The sequence below is a fragment of the Pseudoalteromonas sp. KAN5 genome, assembly GCF_022846535.1.
Classification (GTDB): Bacteria; Pseudomonadota; Gammaproteobacteria; order Enterobacterales; family Alteromonadaceae; genus Pseudoalteromonas; species Pseudoalteromonas haloplanktis.
This window is the reverse complement of the sequence record NZ_AP025589.1, coordinates 3,568,565-3,589,129: the sequence shown is the minus strand read 5'-3', so window position 1 is coordinate 3,589,129 and position 20,565 is coordinate 3,568,565. Positions and strand designations below refer to the sequence as shown.

The following is a 20,565-nucleotide window of genomic DNA, read 5'->3' as shown; positions in this document are numbered from 1 at the left end:
ATTACTCGGTTACTTACTGTCATGAATTTGAAACGGTCATAAAATGAAAGTTCACTCACAAATAGAGGAAATTAGTTTCGAGTTTCGAGTTTCGAGTTTCGAGTTTCGAGTTTCGAGTTTCGAGTTTCGAGTTTCGAGTTTCGAGTTTCGAGTTTCGAGTTTCGAGTTTCGAGTTTCGAGTTTCGAGTTTCGAGTTTCGAGTTTCGAGTTTTTCAAGATTAAAGTATAGGAGAGTTAAAGAGGCAAGCCGTTTTAAAGGTGTATGTTGCGCTCTGAGGAGTTCGTGGCGTTCTTTAATCCGTAGGTGTCAGAGACTCAATTCACGCTACGGTGTATAAGGTTGACACTGTGCGGCTTATCGCTGAGCGCTATACTTTATCCCAGACAACAAAAAACCCGTTACATCGCTGTAACGGGTTTCTCTTATTGGGAGCCTGGGATGACGTAGTGCCTACAGCGGTAGAGAGCCACATAGCAAATGCTACGCTCTCATTGTCTGTGGCTTTATTTATCCATGAGTATCAGATACTCAACTCACGCTACGGTATCCAGGTTGACACTGTGCGGCTGATAGCTGACGGCTTAACGCTGAAAGCTATACTTTATTCCAGACAACAAAAAACCCGTTACATTGCTGTAACGGGTTTCTCTTATTTGGAGCCTGGCGATGACCTACTTTCACATAGCAAATGCTACACTATCATCGGCGCTGTTTCGTTTCACTACTGAGTTCGGCATGGGGTCAGGTGGGTCCAAAACGCTATTGTCACCAAGCAAATTTGGTGTCAGTTCGTATTACTACGCACTAACTAAAATTTGGAAAATGGCTGATAATTGTTTTCTGACGGCTGAAAGCTTATGGCTTACGGCTGTCAGTAAATCTACTTTAGTTGTCGCGATAAATCACGACCTACAATCTTAACTTCTGCGCTTAAACAGTCACATAAAAATCTGTCTGGAACAGATTTTAACGCACTTGTGCGGCTTTAGTCATTTACATGGACGTAAATGATAAAACGCGTTTGGCGTTGTATGGTTAAGCCTCACGGGTAATTAGTACAAGTTAGCTTAACATGTCACCATGCTTCCACATCTTGCCTATCAACGTTGTAGTCTTCAACGGCCCTTCAGAGACTTTAAAAGTCTAGTGAGAACTCATCTCGAGGCCTGCTTCGCGCTTAGATGCTTTCAGCGCTTATCAGTTCCGAACGTAGCTACCGGGCAATGCCATTGGCATGACAACCCGAACACCAGCGGTTCGTTCACTCCGGTCCTCTCGTACTAGGAGCAACCCCTCTCAATTCTCAAACGCCCACGGCAGATAGGGACCGAACTGTCTCACGACGTTCTAAACCCAGCTCGCGTACCACTTTAAATGGCGAACAGCCATACCCTTGGGACCGACTTCAGCCCCAGGATGTGATGAGCCGACATCGAGGTGCCAAACACCGCCGTCGATATGAACTCTTGGGCGGTATCAGCCTGTTATCCCCGGAGTACCTTTTATCCGTTGAGCGATGGCCCTTCCATTCAGAACCACCGGATCACTATGACCTACTTTCGTACCTGCTCGACGTGTCTGTCTCGCAGTTAAGCTGGCTTCTACCATTACACTAACCGTACGATGTCCGACCGTACTTAGCCAACCTTCGTGCTCCTCCGTTACTCTTTGGGAGGAGACCGCCCCAGTCAAACTACCCACCAGGCACTGTCCGTAACCCCGATTCAGGGGCCAACGTTAGAACATCAAAACTACAAGGGTGGTATTTCAAGGACGACTCCAACAAGACTAGCGTCTCATCTTCAAAGTCTCCCACCTATCCTACACATGTAGGTTCAATGTTCAGTGCCAAGCTGTAGTAAAGGTTCACGGGGTCTTTCCGTCTAGCCGCGGGTACACAGCATCTTCACTGCGATTTCAATTTCACTGAGTCTCGGGTGGAGACAGCGTGGCCATGGTTACACCATTCGTGCAGGTCGGAACTTACCCGACAAGGAATTTCGCTACCTTAGGACCGTTATAGTTACGGCCGCCGTTTACCGGGGCTTCGATCAAGAGCTTTGTCCGAAAACTAACCCCATCAATTAACCTTCCGGCACCGGGCAGGTGTCACACCGTATACGTCATCTTGCGATTTTGCACAGTGCTGTGTTTTTAATAAACAGTCCCAGCCACCTGGTCACTGCGGCTCCCGTCCGCTTAGAGAGTAAATCTCATCACAGATAGGAGCGTACCTTCTCCCGAAGTTACGGTACGATTTTGCCTAGTTCCTTCACCCGAGTTCTCTCAAGCGCCTTAGTATTCTCTACCTGACCACCTGTGTCGGTTTGGGGTACGATTCGGTATAATCTGAAGCTTAGAGGCTTTTCCTGGAAGTATGGCATCAGCAACTTCATCACCTTAGTGACTCGTCTCGTGTCTCAGTCTTAGCAACCCGGATTTTCCTAAGTCACCAACCTACTCACTTTCACATGGACTACCAACGCCATGCTTGCTTAGCCTGCTCCGTCCCCCCATCGCAATTATACCAAGTACGGGAATATTAACCCGTTTCCCATCGACTACGCCTTTCGGCCTCGCCTTAGGGGTCGACTTACCCTACCCTGATTAACATGGGATAGGAACCCTTGGTCTTCCGGCGTGCGGGTTTTTCACCCGCATTATCGTTACTCATGTCAGCATTCGCACTTCTGATACCTCCAGCATGCCTCCCGGCACACCTTCAACGGCTTACAGAACGCTCCCCTACCACTCATCCTAAGATGAATCCGCAGCTTCGGTGCATAGTTTAGCCCCGTTACATCTTCCGCGCAGACCGACTCGACCAGTGAGCTATTACGCTTTCTTTAAAGGATGGCTGCTTCTAAGCCAACCTCCTGGCTGTCTGGGCCTTTCCACATCGTTTCCCACTTAACTATGACTTTGGGACCTTAGCTGGCGGTCTGGGTTGTTTCCCTCTTCACGACGGACGTTAGCACCCGCCGTGTGTCTCCCGGATAGTACTTTACGGTATTCGGAGTTTGCAAAGGGTTGGTAAGTCGGGATGACCCCCTAGCCTTAACAGTGCTCTACCCCCGTAAGTATTCGTCCGAGGCTCTACCTAAATAGATTTCGGGGAGAACCAGCTATCTCCCGGTTTGATTAGCCTTTCACTCCTAGCCACAGGTCATCCCCTAACTTTTCAACGTTAGTGGGTTCGGTCCTCCAGTTGATGTTACTCAACCTTCAACCTGCCCATGGCTAGATCACCGGGTTTCGGGTCTATACCTTGCAACTATTCGCCCAGTTAAGACTCGGTTTCCCTACGGCTACCCTAATCGGTTAACCTCGCTACAAAATATAAGTCGCTGACCCATTATACAAAAGGTACGCAGTCACAGAACAAGTCTGCTCCTACTGCTTGTACGTACACGGTTTCAGGTTCTATTTCACTCCCCTCACAGGGGTTCTTTTCGCCTTTCCCTCACGGTACTGGTTCACTATCGGTCAGTTGGGAGTATTTAGCCTTAGATGATGGTCCACCTATATTCAGTCAAAGTTTCACGTGCTCCGACCTACTCGATTTCACTTAAAATGCATTTTCATGTACGGGACTATCACCCTGTATCGTGGCACTTTCCAGAGCCTTCCATTAACACATTATAAGCTTAAGGGCTGTTCCGGTTTCGCTCGCCGCTACTTCCGGAATCTCGGTTGATTTCTTTTCCTACGGGTACTTAGATGTTTCAGTTCTCCGCGTTCGCCTCGTTAACCTATGTATTCAGTTAACGATACCTGCAAGCAGGTGGGTTTCCCCATTCGGAAATCTTAGTCTCAAGTGCTTTTTACTAGCTCGACTAAGCTTATCGCAAGTTAATACGTCCTTCATCGCCTCCAACTGCCAAGGCATCCACCGTGTACGCTTAGTCACTTAACCATACAACCCAAACGGGTCTTTGTTTTGTGACAGTTTAACTTCGCCAGAAGTTAATATTGAATACTAAAGTAGATACCAATCAACAAACGTAAACGTTTATTAAATGGCACTGAATGATACTGCTATCATTCTTTTTTACTTTTGAAAACTCTGTATAAATAACAATGTTATTCATACGAATTTTATTATCAGCTTTTCCAAATTTTTAAAGAGCATATTAATTAATAAACCTTGCGGCTTACTAACTAACAATCATCTGTGTGGACACTTCGAACAAATAAGTTCTAAATCGTATAAGGAGGTGATCCAGCCCCAGGTTCCCCTAGGGCTACCTTGTTACGACTTCACCCCAGTCATGAATCACTCCGTGGTAAACGTCCTCCCGAGGGTTAGACTATCTACTTCTGGAGCAACCCACTCCCATGGTGTGACGGGCGGTGTGTACAAGGCCCGGGAACGTATTCACCGCGTCATTCTGATACGCGATTACTAGCGATTCCGACTTCATGGAGTCGAGTTGCAGACTCCAATCCGGACTACGACGCACTTTAAGTGATTCGCTTACTCTCGCGAGTTCGCAGCACTCTGTATGCGCCATTGTAGCACGTGTGTAGCCCTACACGTAAGGGCCATGATGACTTGACGTCGTCCCCACCTTCCTCCGGTTTATCACCGGCAGTCTCCTTAGAGTTCTCAGCATTACCTGCTAGCAACTAAGGATAGGGGTTGCGCTCGTTGCGGGACTTAACCCAACATCTCACAACACGAGCTGACGACAGCCATGCAGCACCTGTATCAGAGTTCCCGAAGGCACCAAACCATCTCTGGTAAGTTCTCTGTATGTCAAGTGTAGGTAAGGTTCTTCGCGTTGCATCGAATTAAACCACATGCTCCACCGCTTGTGCGGGCCCCCGTCAATTCATTTGAGTTTTAACCTTGCGGCCGTACTCCCCAGGCGGTCTACTTAATGCGTTAGCTTTGAAAAACAGTTCCGAGGAACCGAGCTTCTAGTAGACATCGTTTACGGCGTGGACTACCAGGGTATCTAATCCTGTTTGCTCCCCACGCTTTCGTACATGAGCGTCAGTGTTGACCCAGGTGGCTGCCTTCGCCATCGGTATTCCTTCAGATCTCTACGCATTTCACCGCTACACCTGAAATTCTACCACCCTCTATCACACTCTAGTTTGCCAGTTCGAAATGCAGTTCCCAGGTTGAGCCCGGGGCTTTCACATCTCGCTTAACAAACCGCCTGCGTACGCTTTACGCCCAGTAATTCCGATTAACGCTCGCACCCTCCGTATTACCGCGGCTGCTGGCACGGAGTTAGCCGGTGCTTCTTCTGTAAGTAACGTCACAGCTAAGTGCTATTAACACTTAACCTTTCCTCCTTACTGAAAGTGCTTTACAACCCGAAGGCCTTCTTCACACACGCGGCATGGCTGCATCAGGCTTGCGCCCATTGTGCAATATTCCCCACTGCTGCCTCCCGTAGGAGTCTGGGCCGTGTCTCAGTCCCAGTGTGGCTGATCATCCTCTCAAACCAGCTAGGGATCGTCGCCTTGGTAAGCCATTACCTTACCAACTAGCTAATCCCACTTGGGCTAATCTTTTGGCGTGAGGCCCGAAGGTCCCCCACTTTGGTCCGTAGACATCATGCGGTATTAGCAGTCGTTTCCAACTGTTGTCCCCCACCAAAAGGCATATTCCCAAGCATTACTCACCCGTCCGCCGCTCGTCAGCAAAGTAGCAAGCTACTTTCTGTTACCGCTCGACTTGCATGTGTTAGGCCTGCCGCCAGCGTTCAATCTGAGCCATGATCAAACTCTTCAATTAAAAGTTTTTTCTGTCTTCTCCCATAAAGAGAGCCGACACGCTCAATGAATTCTGAATTTATTTAATATCTTTCGATATTGAATTGACTGTGCTGCAATAAATAAATTTATTGCTGTTGGTCACTCAGTTCAATTGAGACTCTAAATTTGTTTGCGTCATCTAGCGAACTAGAATCTGCTGTTAGAACTCAATCTGTACGAGTGCCCACACAGATGATTGCTTTATATTGTTAAAGAACGTTGCGATTAAAGCACTTGGCTTTATCTCGCTAGGGCTGCGCATTTTACGCTTTCCTATTTTTTTGTCAACACTTAATTTTAAACTTTCTAAAAAATCTAAACTCAAGTTTTACTCGACTTACTGATTAGCTGCTGCCTCGCTAAGCGTTGCCTGCTCTGCCGTCTCAGTGGGGTCGCATTATAGGGAGATCCAAAAACAGATCAACCCTTTTTTGAAGAAAACATGAAATAAATGACTTTTCGTTGATAATTTAAACTAAACGCCCAAAAATAATACTAAACCGGCCTTTTATCAGCCTCTTTGGCCTACTAAACATAAGATCTTTTAAATACCTTAAACTCAATGATCATTATTGAATGATCCACAATGCGATCAATATGCGTAGTAAGTAGTAAAAATAGAGTGATACCAATCGTGTTAAGTTACTGACCATTTATAGCGACAGATAAATGACGTGATAACAAGGCATAAATTTTGACATGTAGTTGTTCTACATGAAAAATTTATAACGCAGTTAGCGCTTTATTTAGCTCGCTAGAATGGTTAAATATTTAAGTCGATTGGTATGACTGCTTGCTATTACATTAGAGATGTTTTGAAAGAAAGCAGTGCTTATTTGAGGGAACTTAAGTAGCTTGTTTATTGTTAGGAATTTTAAGCATTAAAAAGCCGAGCATTAAGCTCGGCTTTTTGGTGTCTTTAAGACTTACTCAGCAGACTGCGCGTCTTCTTGAACTTCTTCGTTCGCAGATGTGCGACCTACTAGTTCAATATAAGCCATTGGTGCATTGTCACCAGCACGGAAGCCACACTTGATAATACGAGTGTAACCACCTGGACGGTCTGTGTTACGAGGACCGATTTCACTGAACAATTTACCAACTACTTCTTTATCACGCGTGCGAGCAAACGCTAAACGGCGATTTGCTACACTGTCAGTCTTAGCCAGTGTGATTAAAGGTTCAATTACACGACGTAACTCTTTCGCTTTTGGCAAAGTAGTTTTGATGATTTCATGTTTCACCAAAGAACCTGCCATATTGCTGAACATCGCTTTACGATGGCTGCTGTTACGGTTTAATTGACGACCACTCTTACGATGGCGCATGACCCTATCCTTCTAACTAAACTAATATAGTGATTTAGATTATTCAGCTAGGCTTGCAGGTGGCCAGTTTTCTAGGCGCATACCTAGAGATAGACCACGTGAAGCTAGCACGTCTTTAATTTCAGTCAGAGACTTCTTGCCTAAGTTAGGCGTTTTAAGAAGCTCAACTTCTGTGCGCTGAACTAAATCACCGATATATTGAATTTGCTCGGCTTTCAAACAGTTTGCAGAACGTACTGTTAGTTCAAGATCATCAACTGGACGAAGTAGAATAGGATCGAATTCTGGCTTCTCTTCTTTCTCTTCTGGCTCAGTAACATCACGTAGATCTACGAATGCTTCTAGCTGTTCAGCTAAGATAGTAGACGCACGGCGGATCGCTTCTTCAGGATCTAAAGTGCCGTTTGTTTCCATATCAATGATTAACTTGTCTAAGTCTGTACGTTGTTCAACACGTGCTGATTCAACCGAGTACGCAATACGTTCAACAGGACTAAATGATGCATCAAGCAACAATCTACCAATTGGACGCTCATCGTCATCAGAGGATAATCGGCTTGATGCCGGCACATACCCACGACCACGTTCAACACGAATTCTCATGCTGATCGCACTGTTATCTGCCGTTAAATGACAAATAACATGATCTGGGTTAGCAATTGTTACATCGCCGTCGTGCTGAATATCAGCCGCAGTCACAGGGCCTACACCAGACTTAGTCAGGGTAAGAAAAACTTCATCTTTACCTTCCAAAGTAACTGCTAGACCTTTAAGATTTAACAGAATTTCAATGATGTCTTCTTGTACGCCTTCTTTCGCGCTGTATTCGTGCAACACACCGTCGATTTCAACTTCGGTTACTGCACATCCTGGCATTGACGAAAGAAGTATACGGCGTAAGGCATTCCCAAGAGTATGACCGAAGCCACGCTCTAATGGCTCTAAAACTACTTTAGAACGAGTTGGGTTAATAGCGTCGATATCGACTAACCTTGGTTTTAGAAATTCTGTAACAGAACCCTGCATTTTATCCTCTCTTAACTCTTAACTTTACTTAGAGTAAAGTTCGACGATTAGTTGTTCATTGATGTCCGCAGACAGGTCTGAACGCTCTGGTAGGCGTTTAAAATTACCTTCCATTTTCTTACCGTCAACTTCAACCCAAGTCGGTTTTTCACGTTGCTCGGCTAGTTCTAGAGCAGCGATGATACGAGCTTGTGTCTTAGACTTTTCACGGATAACTACTACATCTTCTGGAGTAATTACAAATGAAGGAATGTTCACTACACGACCATTAACTAAAACCGCTTTGTGGCTTACTAACTGACGTGCTTCAGCACGTGTGCTTGCAAAACCCATGCGGTATACAACATTGTCTAAACGTTGCTCTAAAAGCTGTAACAAGTTTTCACCTGTGTTGCCTTTAAGGCGAGCAGCTTCTTTGTAGTAGTTACGGAATTGCTTTTCTAATACACCGTAGATACGACGTACTTTTTGCTTTTCACGTAATTGTAAACCGTAATCAGATAAGCGACCTTTACGAGCGCCGTGCTGACCAGGTGCAGTCTCAAGTTTACACTTAGAGTCGATAGCTCTTACGCCGCTCTTAAGGAACAGGTCAGTACCTTCACGACGACTCAGCTTGAGCTTAGGGCCCAAATATCTTGCCATGTTATTTCTCCTAACCTATTGTTAAACGCGACGTTTCTTCGGTGGACGACAACCATTATGTGGTATTGGCGTCACGTCAGTGATGTTGGTGATACGGTAACCAGCAGCATTCAAAGCACGTACAGCAGATTCACGACCTGGACCTGGACCTTTAATGAAAACTTCTAGATTTTTTAAACCGTATTCTTGAGCAGCAGTACCTGCACGCTCTGCAGCAACCTGAGCAGCGAATGGTGTAGATTTACGTGAACCACGGAAACCTGAACCACCGGCAGTAGCCCATGATAGTGCATTACCTTGACGGTCGGTAATTGTAACAATAGTGTTGTTGAAAGAAGCATGAACGTGAGCCATACCATCAGCAACTTGCTTTTTAACCTTTTTACGACGAATTGGTGTCTTAGCCATAATACTATCCCCTTATCGCTTAATAGGCTTACGAGGACCCTTACGGGTACGCGCGTTAGTCTTAGTTCTTTGACCACGTAGTGGTAAAGAGCGACGGTGACGTAGGCCACGGTAACAACCAAGGTCCATAAGGCGCTTGATATTCAAAGTAACTTCACGACGAAGGTCACCTTCTACAGTGTACTTGCCAACTTCTTCACGAAGTACGTCAAGTGTTTCGTCTGAAAGTTCACCGATTTTTGTGGTCTCGGCGATACCAGTCGCTACTAAGATAGCCTTAGAGCGAGTCTTACCTATGCCATAAATAGCTGTTAAACCAATAACTGCATGTTTATGATCAGGGACGTTAATGCCAGCGATACGGGCCACTAACACATCTCCTATATTTGAATTCGGTTATCATCTGTTTGAAGAGCCCGTAAGGATACTCAAACGAAGACCAAATCACAACTGAAAACACAGGCCGAGAAACCTCAGCCTGCACGACTTATTAATTAACCTTGCCTTTGCTTATGCTTAGGCTCACTGCAAATTACACGTACAACACCGGCACGTTTAATAACTTTACAGTTACGGCATATTTTCTTAACGGAAGCACGTACTTTCATTGCTCAACTCCGTAAACTGACCTTATCGACCATAGCCTTTAAGGTTCGCTTTTTTCAGCACAGAATCATATTGATGAGACATCATATGAGTCTGTACTTGTGCCATAAAGTCCATGATGACAACAACGATAATCAAAATTGATGTACCGCCGAAGTAGAATGGCGTTTGCCATGCCATCGTCATGAATTCGGGCACCAGACAGATAAAGGTTATATACAAAGCACCTGCCAATGTCAGGCGTGTCATCACTTTATCAATGTATTTCGATGTCTGCTCGCCTGGACGAATACCTGGGATAAATGCGCCAGATTTTTTCAGGTTATCTGCAGTTTCACGTGGGTTAAACACCAACGCTGTATAGAAAAAGCAGAAGAAGATAATAGCCGCAGCTAAAACTAATGCATACAAAGGCTGACCTGGAGTCAACGTTGTAGCAATGGCTTGTAGCACATCAGCGACAGGACCTTCACCCTGGCCGAACCAGCTGGCAATTGTACCAGGGAACAGAATTATACTGCTAGCAAAGATTGGTGGAATAACACCCGCCATGTTTACTTTTAGTGGTAAATGCGTGCTTTGGGCAGCAAATACTTGACGACCTTGTTGGCGTTTTGCGTAGTTAACGACAATACGACGTTGACCACGTTCAAAGAACACTACAAGATAAGTAACAGCGAATACGATTACCGCAATCAATAACAGTGCTAAAACATGTAAATCACCTTGGCGCGCCATTTCGGCTGTCGAACCAATAGCAGACGGCAGGTTAGCTACAATACCAACAAATATCAGAACTGAGATACCGTTACCGATACCACGTTCAGTTATTTGCTCGCCCAACCACATTAGGAACATAGTACCGGTTACTAAGCTCACCACAGCGGTGAAGTAGAAACCGAGACCAGGGTTAACAACTAACCCGTCCATCATACCCGGTAAGCTTGTGGCAATACCGATTGATTGGATAGTAGCAAGCAAGAGCGTGCCGTAGCGTGTGTACTGGCTAATTTTCTTACGACCTTGTTCACCTTCTTTCTTAAGCTCTATAAACGGCGGATACATATGCGTTAATAGTTGCGTAATAATTGAAGCTGTGATGTAAGGCATAATACCCAGTGCTAACACCGAAGCGCGCTCAAGCGCACCACCGCTGAACATGTTAAACATTTCAACAATGGTGCCCTTTTGTTGCTCGAAGAAATCGGCAAGTACAGCGGCGTCAATCCCAGGGATTGGCACAAATGAACCTAGACGGTAAATAATGATAGCGCCCAATACAAATAGTAATCGACGTTTCAATTCCGAAAGCCCACTTTGTGCACTTTGTATATCTTGACCTGGTTTAGCCATTAGTACTTCCTTAGTCTTCTACCTTGCCTCCGGCGGCTTCGATAGCTTCGCGAGCACCTTTAGAGGCTTTAAGGCCTTTAACAGTAACTGCGCGTGAAACTTCGCCAGATTTAACAACTTTAACGAACTGAACGTTCTTTTTAACTAGACCAGCTGCCTGTAACGTACCTAGGTCTACCACATCGCCTTCAACTTTAGCGATTTCGTATAGGTTAATTTCTGCAGATACTAACGATTTGCGAGAAGTGAAACCAAACTTTGGTAGACGACGTTGCATAGGCATTTGACCGCCTTCAAAACCAACGCGTACTTTACCGCCAGAACGTGATTTTTGACCTTTGTGACCACGGCCACCAGTCTTACCAAGACCAGAACCGATACCACGACCAACACGTTTACCAGCAGATTTTGAACCTGCAGCAGGAGAAAGTGTATTCAAATGCATTCGAATTACCCCTCAACCTTAACCATGTATGAAACTTGGTTGATCATACCACGTACACATGCTGTGTCTTCCAACTCAACAGTGTGATTGATACGACGTAAACCAAGACCGCGTAATGTAGCTTTATGCTTCGGTAAACGACCGATAGAGCTCTTTACTTGTGTTACTTTTACAGTTTTATTAGCCATGGTTTACCCCAGAATCTCATCTACTCGAAGACCACGTTTTGCAGCGATAGACTCAGGAGAGTTCATGTTCTCAAGAGCTGAGATCGTTGCACGTACAACGTTGATCGGGTTAGTAGAACCGTAACATTTAGAAAGTACGTTCTGCACACCAGTCACTTCAAGTACTGCACGCATAGCACCACCTGCGATGATACCAGTACCTTCAGATGCTGGTTTCATGAACACTTGTGAGCCAGCATGACGTCCTTTAACAGGATGCTGTAATGTGTTGCCATTTAGGTCTACGTTGATCATGTTACGACGTGCTTTTTCCATTGCTTTTTGAATAGCAGCTGGAACTTCACGTGCTTTACCATAACCGAAACCTACTTTACCTGCGCCGTCACCAACTACTGTTAGTGCAGTGAAGCTAAAGATACGACCACCTTTAACTACTTTAGACACACGGTTCACCGCGATTAGCTTTTCAGCTAGATCAGGCTGTTGTTGCTTTGCTTCTACGTTAGCCATTGTCTACTCCTAGAATTGCAAACCGGCTTCACGCGCAGCATCTGCTAGCGCCTTCACACGGCCGTGATATTTAAAGCCACTGCGATCAAAAGCAATCTTTTCGATGCCTTTGTCAGCCGCACGTTCAGCAACTGCTTTACCAACTGCTTGTGCAGCTGCAATGTTGCCTGTGCCTTTAACTGTTTCGCTAATAGCTTTTTCAACAGTAGAAGCAGCAGCCAGTACATTACCCTCAGCGTTTACAACTTGAGCGTAAATGTGACGTGGCGTGCGGTGGATAACAAGACGCGTTGTGCCTTGTTCAATATAATTTCTACGAGTGCGTTTAGCACGACGTAGACGAGCTGTTTTTTTATCCATCGTCTTACCTTACTTCTTCTTAGCCTCTTTACGGCGTACATTCTCATCTGAATAGCGAACACCTTTACCTTTATAAGGCTCAGGTTTACGGTATGCACGAATGTTAGCAGCTGTTTGACCAACTAACTGCTTATCTACGCCCTTAACTAGAACTTCTGTTTGGCTTGGAGTTTCAATCGTAATTCCCTCAGGAACTGCGAAGTTAACTGGGTGTGAGAAACCAAGAGTTAAATCTAATGTTTTACCCTTAGCTGCAGCACGGTAACCAACGCCTACTAACTGAAGTTTCTTCTCGTAACCTTCATGCGTACCAACAACCATGTTGTTGATTAGAGCGCGAGCAGTACCTGCTTGTGCCCATGCATTGGCTACGCCTTCACGAGGTAAAGTTGTAATAACGTTGTCGTTAACTTGTACTTCAACGGCATCGTTGATAGTACGCGTTAATTCACCGTTTTTGCCTTTAACTGTGATGTCCTGGCCTTTTAATGTAACTTCTACACCGGCAGGAACATTAATTGGTGCCTTTGCTATGCGAGACATAGTTCCCCTCCGATTAAGCTACAAAACCAATGATTTCACCACCAACACCAGCACTACGTGCGGCGCGGTCTGTCATTAGGCCTTTAGAAGTTGATACGATAGCGATACCTAGACCACCCATTACCTTCGGTAATTCGTCACGTTTCTTATAGATACGTAAACCAGGGCGGCTAACACGCTGGATATTTTCAATAACAGCTTTGCCTTCGAAGTATTTCAACTCGATAGAAAGCTCAGGTTTAACATCACCACTTACAGTGAAATCAGTGATGTAACCTTCATCTTTTAATACTTTAGCTAATGCTACTTTCAGTTTTGAATTAGGCATCGTTACAGATACTTTCTTCGCTGACTGACCGTTACGGATACGTGTGAACAAATCCGCGATAGGATCTTGCAAGCTCATAGTCTTACTCCCGTGATTCTATTACCAGCTAGCCTTTTTAAGGCCAGGAATTTCACCGCGCATAGCTGCTTCGCGAACTTTAATACGGCTCATGCCGAATTTGCGAAGGTAACCATGTGGGCGGCCCGTAATGTTACAACGATTACGTTGACGTGCAGGGCTAGAATCACGTGGTAAAGCTTGTAGCTTTAATACCGCGTCCCAACGATCATCGTCAGATGTTTTCACATCACTGATGATAGCTTTTAGTGCTGCGCGCTTTTCAGCGTACTGAGCAACTAATTTCGTGCGCTTTGCTTCGCGCGCTTTCATAGAATTCTTTGCCATAACCCTACCCTTATTTCTTGAATGGGAAGTTAAACGCTTCTAACAACGCACGGCCTTCCTCATCTGTTTTCGCAGATGTAGTGATTGTGATATCCATACCGCGTACACGGTCTACTTTATCATAATCAATTTCTGGGAAGATGATTTGTTCACGTACGCCCATGCTGTAGTTACCACGTCCATCAAAAGACTTAGCACTTACACCACGGAAGTCACGGATACGTGGGATAGCGATTGAAACCAAACGCTCAAAAAAGTCCCACATACGCTCGCCGCGTAAGGTTACTTTACAGCCAATTGGGTAGCCTTCACGTACTTTAAAGCCTGCAACAGATTTGCGTGCTTTAGTAATAAGTGGCTTCTGACCAGCAATAGCTTCTAGATCCGCAACAGCGTTATCTAAAATTTTCTTGTCAGCTAGGGCTTCGCCCACACCCATATTCAATGTGATCTTTTCGATCTGAGGGACTTGCATGACAGAGCTGAAACCAAACTTCTCTTGAAGTTCAGCAACTACTTTGTCTTTATATACTTCATGCAGTTTCGCCATCATTCTACTCCAACTATTAGATAGTTTTACCAGTAGATTTAAAGATACGTAATTTCTTACCATCTTCAATCTTGAAACCTACACGATCTGCTTTACTCGTTTCTGAGTTGTAGATCGCAACGTTTGATACGTCAATAGACGCTTCTTTCTCAACAATGCCGCCAGGCTGGTTCAATTGTGGAACCGGCTTTTGGTGCTTCTTGATTAAGTTAATGCCTTCGACAAATACTCGACCAGACTCGGTAACAACTGAAAGCACTTTGCCGCGCTTACCTTTGTCTTTACCTGCTAGAACGATTACTTCGTCATCACGACGGATTTTTGCTGCCATGATTGACTCCTTACAGTACTTCTGGGGCTAGTGAAACGATTTTCATGAACTTGTCAGTACGAAGTTCGCGTGTCACAGGGCCGAAAATACGTGTACCAATTGGCTGCAAGTTATCATTTAAGATAACAGCCGCATTGCTGTCAAAACGGATCAAAGAACCATCTGGACGACGAACGCCTTTCTTAGTACGCACAACTACCGCGTTTTTAACATCACCTTTCTTCACTTTACCGCGAGGAATCGCTTCTTTTACAGAAACTTTAATGATGTCACCAATCGCTGCATAACGACGGTGCGAACCGCCTAAGACTTTAATACACTGCACTTTGCGAGCGCCGCTGTTATCAGCAACTTCCAGCTGAGTTTGCATTTGGATCATGTTAATGACCTCCGGTGTAGTTATTACAACTGCCTTAAATCGTTTAAAATCAAGACATTTAGGTTAAAAACCACTCAAAAAGCAATCTAGTTGCATTCCAAGGGCGGGCAATTGTATCAGCATTGAGGGGGTAGTGGTAGGTTATTTTTTAATTAATTTCGAAATACGAGGGTGGTTATTTTGCTTGGCAAACAAATTTTGCTATTTTAACATTGATTATAAAACAATCAGGGCAAATTTATGCCCTGATTGTTTTATCACCGAATAAAATCGGCATTAATTACCAAATAAGCCTTTTAACTTATCTTTAATTTTATCTTTGGCTTTCTCTTTTACTTCATCTTCTGCTGCTTTGCTTACATCTAAACTGAAGCCAACATCATGGAATGGCCCTTTAATGCGTACCGGTATCTTAAAGCCTGTACTATCATCTGTAGTACCTTGCCCTTCTAAAGAATCTACAATACCAGTTACTAAACGATAGTTCACTGTCGTCTTAGGTAAATCAACATCACCTTCTCCAGTAATTCTAATTAATGGGCTTAACATCGATAAATCAGTATTTTTGCCAACACCATTGGTAAATATAAAGCTTCCCGTTAATGCTGAGAAATCGGTTTGCTGTGAATTATCAAAGCCAGTATCCAGTCCTTCAGATACAGCGCCTAAGTTCCCTTTGATAAGCTCTTTACCTTTGCGTACCATTTCAGCGATATTGGCTCCTTTCACTGCGCCATCAGCAAACTCAAATGCCAACTTGCCTTGCAGGGCACCCATAAAGTCTTTTTGGCTTTGCCCTGATGTGGCTAAATCCCAATTAAGTGAGCCTTTACCCATTAGCTTGTCAAAACCAGCTGCATCGGTTAGTAATGGTTGGGCATCGATTTTATCTAATGAGAAGTTGGTGGCTATTTTATATGGTGTTTGTTTCGCATTTACAGTAATTGTGCCTTTACCATTACCTTCGTAAGCGGCAAATTTATCTAGACTAACTGAAGCAACTGCATTTTTCAGATTAACTGTAAATTGATTGGCTCCAAGTTTGATCTCATTCGCCTTCAAACCACTTGAGCGGATCACAACATTAGCATCAAGGGCGTTTAAGCCACTCAAGTCCATTTTGGTGTCATCCCAAATAATCGGCTGCACAGGCGCATCCTTTGCTGGCTCTGGTGCTTCGGCTTGTGCAACTGCTTCTGGTAGGTATGGATTTAAATCAAGCATGCCCAAGTCTATATCTGCGGTTACAGCTAGGCGCTTGCCAAGGTTTAACTCACTCTTACCCTTGATCTCTAGCGCATCCAATGTCGCAACTAATTCAGCTAGGTTAAATTTGTCACCTTGCATGCGCATTTTGCCACTCACGCTAAAGGTATTAAATGCGTTATCTTTGGCATTGAGCTCTACCCCCTGCCATTTAGCAATGTCTTTTACAGAATCACCGTTAAGCGCTAATTGACCTTGAATATCTTTACCTTGATCAGCAATTGAGCCTTTAAACTCAACATCTACCAATCGAGAAGTCACACTCTTAGTAACATTAAAGGTATCACCTTCAATTGCTTTAGCCGGGTTATCAACCGTTACATCCAGTTCAAAGCGCTCTTGCATATAAGTAATTGCGCCTTTTACTTCTAATGTTTTATGTAATGAAGGCAGTAAAATTGCTAACTCGAGATCGCTGATCTCTTGTTTAACGCCAGTCGCACCATCTAAGTACACAAACTTACCACCGTAAATTGCCACTTCACCTAATGCAATATCAAAGTTTTCAGGTAACTTTACTGAGCCACTATTTTGTTGTTGAGCTGTAGGCTGCTCTGCAACTGCATCAAACAATTGCCAGTTGGCTTTACCATTTTTATCTGTTTCGAGCAGAATATTTGGCTCATTGATCACAAACTTTTCTAATTTAAGTTCACCACCAAATAGCGAAAACCACGGAATATGAATGGCCAATTGCTGCATACTTGCCATATCAGCGCGTGAGCCCGTTTTCATATTGGCAAAGTGCACATCTTCAAGTTCAAGTTTTAATGAGGGGAAAACAGATAGGGTTTTATCACCTTTAATCGTTAAAGTACGGCCTGTGGTTTGTTCAACCTGCTCAGAGACTTTATTAAAAATGGCATCGGTGGGAATTAAAAATGGCGCAGCAACAATTAAAGCAACAAGCAATAACAGTATAACGCCAATAACTTTAAATAAGGTTTTCATGATCATCCTTTCAAATGTGCAAATAATACTCTTATCATAGCGGGAGTTACGCTGAAAATCATTGCCCGATATAGAAAAAAGCAATTTCTCCAACTCTACAAGTTGGTATCTGAATCCGCCCTGAAACATTTTGATACCTTTAGGTTACAAAAACAAGTTGACCAAATGATACCTCAAGGTTACATTGATACCTGTAGGTTACAATTTATTTAGATTAACACTTTCACAGGATGGATTTTATGAAACAACAAGATATTAAAACCGAAGAAAAATTTATGAACCATAATGCATGGTTTTGTACAAGCGCTGGCATAGTTTGTTTACTTCTCAGTGTTTACTCTCTAATAAAGCATGATACTGAGGAAATTTTAATTGTTGGGATGAGCGTTTTATTTTACATGGTTATAGTAGTTATTTACCTCATTAGAGGGGGTTTTCCGTTAAAAATGTATTTTCAATACGCTTATAAGGATGAGTTTCTAAACACCATTGACACTAATGCTTATAAACATACAAGCTTTGCACTTGGACTTTGTTTTCTCGGTGTTTTTTATAAAGGCGATGCAATAGCTAGTGAGGTTTCGCATGCAGCTATGGCAGTATTCTATCTAGGTATAGTGCTATTAGTATATGGCGTTTCATTGCTTTGGCAAAATCGTGATTAGGAGTTAATGTGCAAAATCACATAGCAGAATTTCGTAAAGCGGTGGGGCTTTCACAGCAAGACCTAGCCGATGCGATTAATGTGTCACGTAAAACCATTAGCACAATCGAAACATCTCGCTTTACACCGTCGGTGATCATTGCGCTGAAGATAGCACAGCACTTTAACACCTCAGTTGAGCGTCTATTTATACTCGATGAGCAGGATTAAAACAGCAATTATGCAATCTTGAGATTTCATAACTATCTTGATTGCATCCCTTGTATTCTTCGGTATGATGCACAGCCCTGTTGTTCTAAGCCATTTTGCGCTAAAATTAAACAACTGAAAATGTATCTAACCGGAGTACCATCAGGCATGAAAAAACTGCTCATTTCCCCCTCACAAATGGCATTAAGCGAGCAAGAAGGCCATATTTATCAAAATATTCTAAAGCAGGCTTCTGAAATCAGCTTAAACCTGATGGCGGTAAAAATAGAAAATCACCCTGAAGACTTCTTGGGTTGGTGCTATGAATTACTGAGCGCTAGTCGCGATCGTATCAATCACGATTTACTTGAAACAAAGCAATTACCGGTTTTAAAAAAACTTCATGACCTATTAATTTCAGCTATTAGCTTTTTGCAATTAAAAACACTTCGTGTCGCGCCTTGGCCGGTTGTCAGTGTATTTGTTGAACAGCACAAAGACGCATTAGCGCTTGATGAGCAGTTACGTCTGACTCAGTATATTGCTAGTATCCGTGAGCAATCTTTAAAAGAGATGATCCCTGAAGACTTATTAACCTTTACTGGTAAACATACTTCAGCGCTTGATCCAAGTAGCTATAACTTTGATGTTGAATGGTTTAGCTCTACAAAGAGCGCCAAAGCCTTTCATCAAATGCTTGCAGACCTACCCGCTTTATTTGATGAAGCGTTAGCACACATTCCTCTTGAAGGTGAAGTAACAGAAGCTAATTACCAAGATTTTGTGCTTAAATACGTACATGCTTTTACCGATAATAATGAGAAACCAACGCTAGCACCTGCAACTCGTCTGTTGGCAATGCGTCGCCCTGATGTATTTACGCCAATTAATAACTCACGTCTAGACTCATTATGCTCTGCGTTAGCAATTACCAAACTCAGTAATCGTGATTTTGCACGCTACTGGCAAGATATTGTACAAGCTGTGCATGCTATGTCTTGGTTTAAAATGGCCAATGGTGATAGCGAACAAGATCAACAACTTGTAGCAATCAAAGCTCTTATACCATGTTTTTTCTATTATGCAGATACGACTACTGCTGAAAACTCAAACTATATCAAATTATTAAATAAACCGAAGCGGGCTACAAGTACCACCACTAAAAAAGTACGTCGTGGCAAAGAGTCTGCTGAAATACTCGTTGACCGCGCTCTTGCTGCAGAAGATATGCCAGAACATATCCGTGCGAAACGTGACTCAATTATCAGTGAAGTACAAAAAGGCCGAGGGGTTGCTGAGACTATCAGCCTAATGCGTACTATCTTTGGCTAAACCCCAGTAAAGAATACAAAAACCCGCTGCAACTGATTTGTGCATGCGGGTTTTTTTATGCACCAACTAAGTGCACAACAATCAATCAAGATTCTCCTATCATTCTAAGCTCACAATTTAACCACATGTTTTAAAAAGATATTAAATTTATTTTAAGGATTTTTATTTAACTTGGCATAAGCGGTGCAATTATCCAATCAGACAACTAGAAATGGGACCAGCAATTTATAGACTGCAATCTAATTAATAATTGCTTAACCAAAAAATCAGCATAACAACAGGATACTAAACATGTTAAAACTAAAATCAGCGATTGCTATCAGCACACTTGCATTTATGGCAGCTACATCAACAGCAGCTTATGCCGAAGTTACAGCCAACGCCGCCGCAACGTCAAACTACTTATGGCGTGGTCAAGAACAAACTGGTGGTGATGCAGCTATATCTGGCGGTATTGATTACGCCAGCGAGTCAGGCTTTTATGCAGGTACTTGGGCATCTAATGCTAGTTGGGCCGATGGAATGACCTATGAGCTTGACCTTTACGCAGGCTTTGGTGGTGATATTAATGAAAACATGAGTTACGACGTTGGTTACATCTATTATGCATACCCAGATGCTGCATCAGGTGCTGATGCAGATTTTTCTGAAATCTACGGTAGCATTAGCATGGGCGGCTTTAGTTTTGGCGCTTCAGTGCTTGCAACTTCAGCGGCAAGTGGTGATGGCACAGATTTTGGTGACTCATTGTACTTAACCGCAGATTATGGATTTGCACTTGGTAGTAATGGTACTGAAATGGCACTGCACCTAGGTCATTATTCTGGCGATTTTATTGGTGATGACGACATCATCGACTACGGTGTGTCTATTTCTAAAGATGGTTTCACTTTTGGCCTATCAGATACAGATATGGATGACAGTGATATTAAGGCTTACGTTGCTTTTGCAATGGACTTTAGCCTATAAAAAGAATGTGTTACTT

Annotated in this window: 22 protein-coding genes and 3 rRNA genes; 4 read left to right on the top strand and 21 right to left on the bottom strand. The window is 43.6% G+C overall.

Going from position 1 to position 20,565, the window contains the following annotated elements; translation table 11 throughout:
* Positions 1-659: 659 nt before the first annotated feature.
* The 21 genes from rrf to KAN5_RS15870 all read right to left on the bottom strand — a co-directional run bounded on the left by rrf (position 660) and on the right by KAN5_RS15870 (position 17,395).
* Positions 660-774, bottom strand: a 5S ribosomal RNA gene (rrf, locus tag KAN5_RS15970).
* A 258-nt stretch (positions 775-1,032) separates the two neighbouring features.
* Positions 1,033-3,917: ribosomal RNA gene (locus KAN5_RS15965) — 23S ribosomal RNA — on the bottom strand.
* 294 nt (positions 3,918-4,211) lie between these two features.
* Positions 4,212-5,753, bottom strand: a 16S ribosomal RNA gene (locus tag KAN5_RS15960).
* Together the 16S, 23S and 5S rRNA genes form the textbook arrangement of a ribosomal RNA operon.
* A 946-nt stretch (positions 5,754-6,699) precedes the next feature.
* The gene (gene rplQ / locus KAN5_RS15955; protein ID WP_016710207.1) at positions 6,700-7,101 is read right to left on the bottom strand and encodes a 50S ribosomal protein L17; all 402 of its coding nucleotides are present in this window, start codon (positions 7,099-7,101) and stop codon (positions 6,700-6,702) included.
* A gap of 39 nt (positions 7,102-7,140) precedes the next feature.
* Complete coding sequence (rpoA, locus tag KAN5_RS15950; RefSeq protein WP_016710206.1) at positions 7,141-8,127, bottom strand: DNA-directed RNA polymerase subunit alpha; 987 nt, start codon at positions 8,125-8,127, stop codon at positions 7,141-7,143.
* A gap of 24 nt (positions 8,128-8,151) precedes the next feature.
* Entirely contained in the window at positions 8,152-8,772 is a 621-nt protein-coding gene (rpsD, locus tag KAN5_RS15945) for a 30S ribosomal protein S4 (protein ID WP_016710205.1), read from the bottom strand.
* A 21-nt stretch (positions 8,773-8,793) separates the two neighbouring features.
* Positions 8,794-9,180 (bottom strand): 30S ribosomal protein S11, encoded by a 387-nt coding sequence (gene rpsK, locus KAN5_RS15940; RefSeq protein ID WP_002959471.1) that lies wholly within the window; start codon positions 9,178-9,180, stop codon positions 8,794-8,796.
* Between the two features lie 12 nt (positions 9,181-9,192).
* Complete coding sequence (gene rpsM / locus KAN5_RS15935) at positions 9,193-9,549, bottom strand: 30S ribosomal protein S13 (protein ID WP_016710204.1); 357 nt, start codon at positions 9,547-9,549, stop codon at positions 9,193-9,195.
* Between the two features lie 125 nt (positions 9,550-9,674).
* A complete protein-coding gene (gene rpmJ / locus KAN5_RS15930; RefSeq protein ID WP_002959476.1) occupies positions 9,675-9,788 on the bottom strand; it encodes a 50S ribosomal protein L36 in 114 nt (37 codons plus the stop codon).
* 22 nt (positions 9,789-9,810) lie between these two features.
* Positions 9,811-11,139, bottom strand: a complete 1,329-nt coding sequence (gene secY / locus KAN5_RS15925) for a preprotein translocase subunit SecY (protein WP_016710203.1) — start codon at positions 11,137-11,139, stop codon at positions 9,811-9,813.
* A 10-nt stretch (positions 11,140-11,149) separates the two neighbouring features.
* The gene (gene rplO, locus KAN5_RS15920; RefSeq protein WP_016710202.1) at positions 11,150-11,584 is read right to left on the bottom strand and encodes a 50S ribosomal protein L15; all 435 of its coding nucleotides are present in this window, start codon (positions 11,582-11,584) and stop codon (positions 11,150-11,152) included.
* 5 nt (positions 11,585-11,589) lie between these two features.
* Positions 11,590-11,772: a 50S ribosomal protein L30 gene (gene rpmD / locus KAN5_RS15915; RefSeq protein ID WP_016710201.1), complete on the bottom strand. Its 183-nt coding sequence runs from the start codon at positions 11,770-11,772 to the stop codon at positions 11,590-11,592.
* A gap of 3 nt (positions 11,773-11,775) precedes the next feature.
* Complete coding sequence (rpsE, locus tag KAN5_RS15910) at positions 11,776-12,282, bottom strand: 30S ribosomal protein S5 (protein WP_016710200.1); 507 nt, start codon at positions 12,280-12,282, stop codon at positions 11,776-11,778.
* 9 nt (positions 12,283-12,291) lie between these two features.
* A complete protein-coding gene (gene rplR, locus KAN5_RS15905) occupies positions 12,292-12,642 on the bottom strand; it encodes a 50S ribosomal protein L18 (protein WP_016710199.1) in 351 nt (116 codons plus the stop codon).
* 9 nt (positions 12,643-12,651) lie between these two features.
* Positions 12,652-13,185 carry a 50S ribosomal protein L6 gene (gene rplF, locus KAN5_RS15900; RefSeq protein ID WP_016710198.1) on the bottom strand — a complete coding sequence of 178 codons (534 nt, stop codon included), beginning with the start codon at positions 13,183-13,185 and terminating at the stop codon, positions 12,652-12,654.
* A gap of 13 nt (positions 13,186-13,198) precedes the next feature.
* Positions 13,199-13,591, bottom strand: a complete 393-nt coding sequence (rpsH, locus tag KAN5_RS15895; RefSeq protein ID WP_016710197.1) for a 30S ribosomal protein S8 — start codon at positions 13,589-13,591, stop codon at positions 13,199-13,201.
* 21 nt (positions 13,592-13,612) lie between these two features.
* Complete coding sequence (rpsN, locus tag KAN5_RS15890; RefSeq protein ID WP_016710196.1) at positions 13,613-13,918, bottom strand: 30S ribosomal protein S14; 306 nt, start codon at positions 13,916-13,918, stop codon at positions 13,613-13,615.
* Between the two features lie 10 nt (positions 13,919-13,928).
* Positions 13,929-14,468, bottom strand: coding sequence for a 50S ribosomal protein L5 (rplE, locus tag KAN5_RS15885; RefSeq protein ID WP_016710195.1), 540 nt, complete (start codon positions 14,466-14,468; stop codon positions 13,929-13,931).
* Between the two features lie 16 nt (positions 14,469-14,484).
* Positions 14,485-14,799, bottom strand: a complete 315-nt coding sequence (gene rplX / locus KAN5_RS15880; protein WP_138555508.1) for a 50S ribosomal protein L24 — start codon at positions 14,797-14,799, stop codon at positions 14,485-14,487.
* 10 nt (positions 14,800-14,809) lie between these two features.
* A complete protein-coding gene (rplN, locus tag KAN5_RS15875; protein WP_138555509.1) occupies positions 14,810-15,178 on the bottom strand; it encodes a 50S ribosomal protein L14 in 369 nt (122 codons plus the stop codon).
* A 276-nt stretch (positions 15,179-15,454) separates the two neighbouring features.
* Complete coding sequence (locus tag KAN5_RS15870; protein ID WP_138555510.1) at positions 15,455-17,395, bottom strand: AsmA family protein; 1,941 nt, start codon at positions 17,393-17,395, stop codon at positions 15,455-15,457.
* 239 nt (positions 17,396-17,634) lie between these two features.
* Here KAN5_RS15870 and KAN5_RS15865 point away from each other — a divergent pair, with 239 nt between their 5' ends.
* From KAN5_RS15865 to KAN5_RS15850, 4 genes are all read left to right on the top strand, one after another.
* A complete protein-coding gene (locus tag KAN5_RS15865) occupies positions 17,635-18,060 on the top strand; it encodes a hypothetical protein (RefSeq protein ID WP_244390098.1) in 426 nt (141 codons plus the stop codon).
* A gap of 8 nt (positions 18,061-18,068) precedes the next feature.
* Complete coding sequence (locus KAN5_RS15860) at positions 18,069-18,269, top strand: helix-turn-helix transcriptional regulator (protein WP_244390097.1); 201 nt, start codon at positions 18,069-18,071, stop codon at positions 18,267-18,269.
* A gap of 147 nt (positions 18,270-18,416) precedes the next feature.
* A complete protein-coding gene (locus tag KAN5_RS15855; protein ID WP_244390096.1) occupies positions 18,417-19,580 on the top strand; it encodes a hypothetical protein in 1,164 nt (387 codons plus the stop codon).
* Positions 19,581-19,871: 291 nt separating this feature from the next.
* Positions 19,872-20,549: a TorF family putative porin gene (locus tag KAN5_RS15850; protein ID WP_016710189.1), complete on the top strand. Its 678-nt coding sequence runs from the start codon at positions 19,872-19,874 to the stop codon at positions 20,547-20,549.
* Positions 20,550-20,565: the final 16 nt, after the last annotated feature.

Bases quoted from the DNA above. Each gene is read 5' to 3' on its own strand.
- rplQ (WP_016710207.1), bottom strand. From the start codon at position 7,101: ATGCGCCATCGTAAGAGTGGTCGTCAATTAAACCGTAACAGCAGCCAT.
- rpoA (WP_016710206.1), bottom strand. From the start codon at position 8,127: ATGCAGGGTTCTGTTACAGAATTTCTAAAACCAAGGTTAGTCGATATC.
- rpsD (WP_016710205.1), bottom strand. From the start codon at position 8,772: ATGGCAAGATATTTGGGCCCTAAGCTCAAGCTGAGTCGTCGTGAAGGT.
- rpsK (WP_002959471.1), bottom strand. From the start codon at position 9,180: ATGGCTAAGACACCAATTCGTCGTAAAAAGGTTAAAAAGCAAGTTGCT.
- rpmJ (WP_002959476.1), bottom strand. From the start codon at position 9,788: ATGAAAGTACGTGCTTCCGTTAAGAAAATATGCCGTAACTGTAAAGTT.
- secY (WP_016710203.1), bottom strand. From the start codon at position 11,139: ATGGCTAAACCAGGTCAAGATATACAAAGTGCACAAAGTGGGCTTTCG.
- rplO (WP_016710202.1), bottom strand. From the start codon at position 11,584: ATGCATTTGAATACACTTTCTCCTGCTGCAGGTTCAAAATCTGCTGGT.
- rpmD (WP_016710201.1), bottom strand. From the start codon at position 11,772: ATGGCTAATAAAACTGTAAAAGTAACACAAGTAAAGAGCTCTATCGGT.
- rpsE (WP_016710200.1), bottom strand. From the start codon at position 12,282: ATGGCTAACGTAGAAGCAAAGCAACAACAGCCTGATCTAGCTGAAAAG.
- rplR (WP_016710199.1), bottom strand. From the start codon at position 12,642: ATGGATAAAAAAACAGCTCGTCTACGTCGTGCTAAACGCACTCGTAGA.
- rplF (WP_016710198.1), bottom strand. From the start codon at position 13,185: ATGTCTCGCATAGCAAAGGCACCAATTAATGTTCCTGCCGGTGTAGAA.
- rpsH (WP_016710197.1), bottom strand. From the start codon at position 13,591: ATGAGCTTGCAAGATCCTATCGCGGATTTGTTCACACGTATCCGTAAC.
- rpsN (WP_016710196.1), bottom strand. From the start codon at position 13,918: ATGGCAAAGAATTCTATGAAAGCGCGCGAAGCAAAGCGCACGAAATTA.
- rplE (WP_016710195.1), bottom strand. From the start codon at position 14,468: ATGGCGAAACTGCATGAAGTATATAAAGACAAAGTAGTTGCTGAACTT.
- rplX (WP_138555508.1), bottom strand. From the start codon at position 14,799: ATGGCAGCAAAAATCCGTCGTGATGACGAAGTAATCGTTCTAGCAGGT.
- rplN (WP_138555509.1), bottom strand. From the start codon at position 15,178: ATGATCCAAATGCAAACTCAGCTGGAAGTTGCTGATAACAGCGGCGCT.
- KAN5_RS15870 (WP_138555510.1), bottom strand. From the start codon at position 17,395: ATGAAAACCTTATTTAAAGTTATTGGCGTTATACTGTTATTGCTTGTT.
- KAN5_RS15865 (WP_244390098.1), top strand. From the start codon at position 17,635: ATGAAACAACAAGATATTAAAACCGAAGAAAAATTTATGAACCATAAT.
- KAN5_RS15855 (WP_244390096.1), top strand. From the start codon at position 18,417: ATGAAAAAACTGCTCATTTCCCCCTCACAAATGGCATTAAGCGAGCAA.
- KAN5_RS15850 (WP_016710189.1), top strand. From the start codon at position 19,872: ATGTTAAAACTAAAATCAGCGATTGCTATCAGCACACTTGCATTTATG.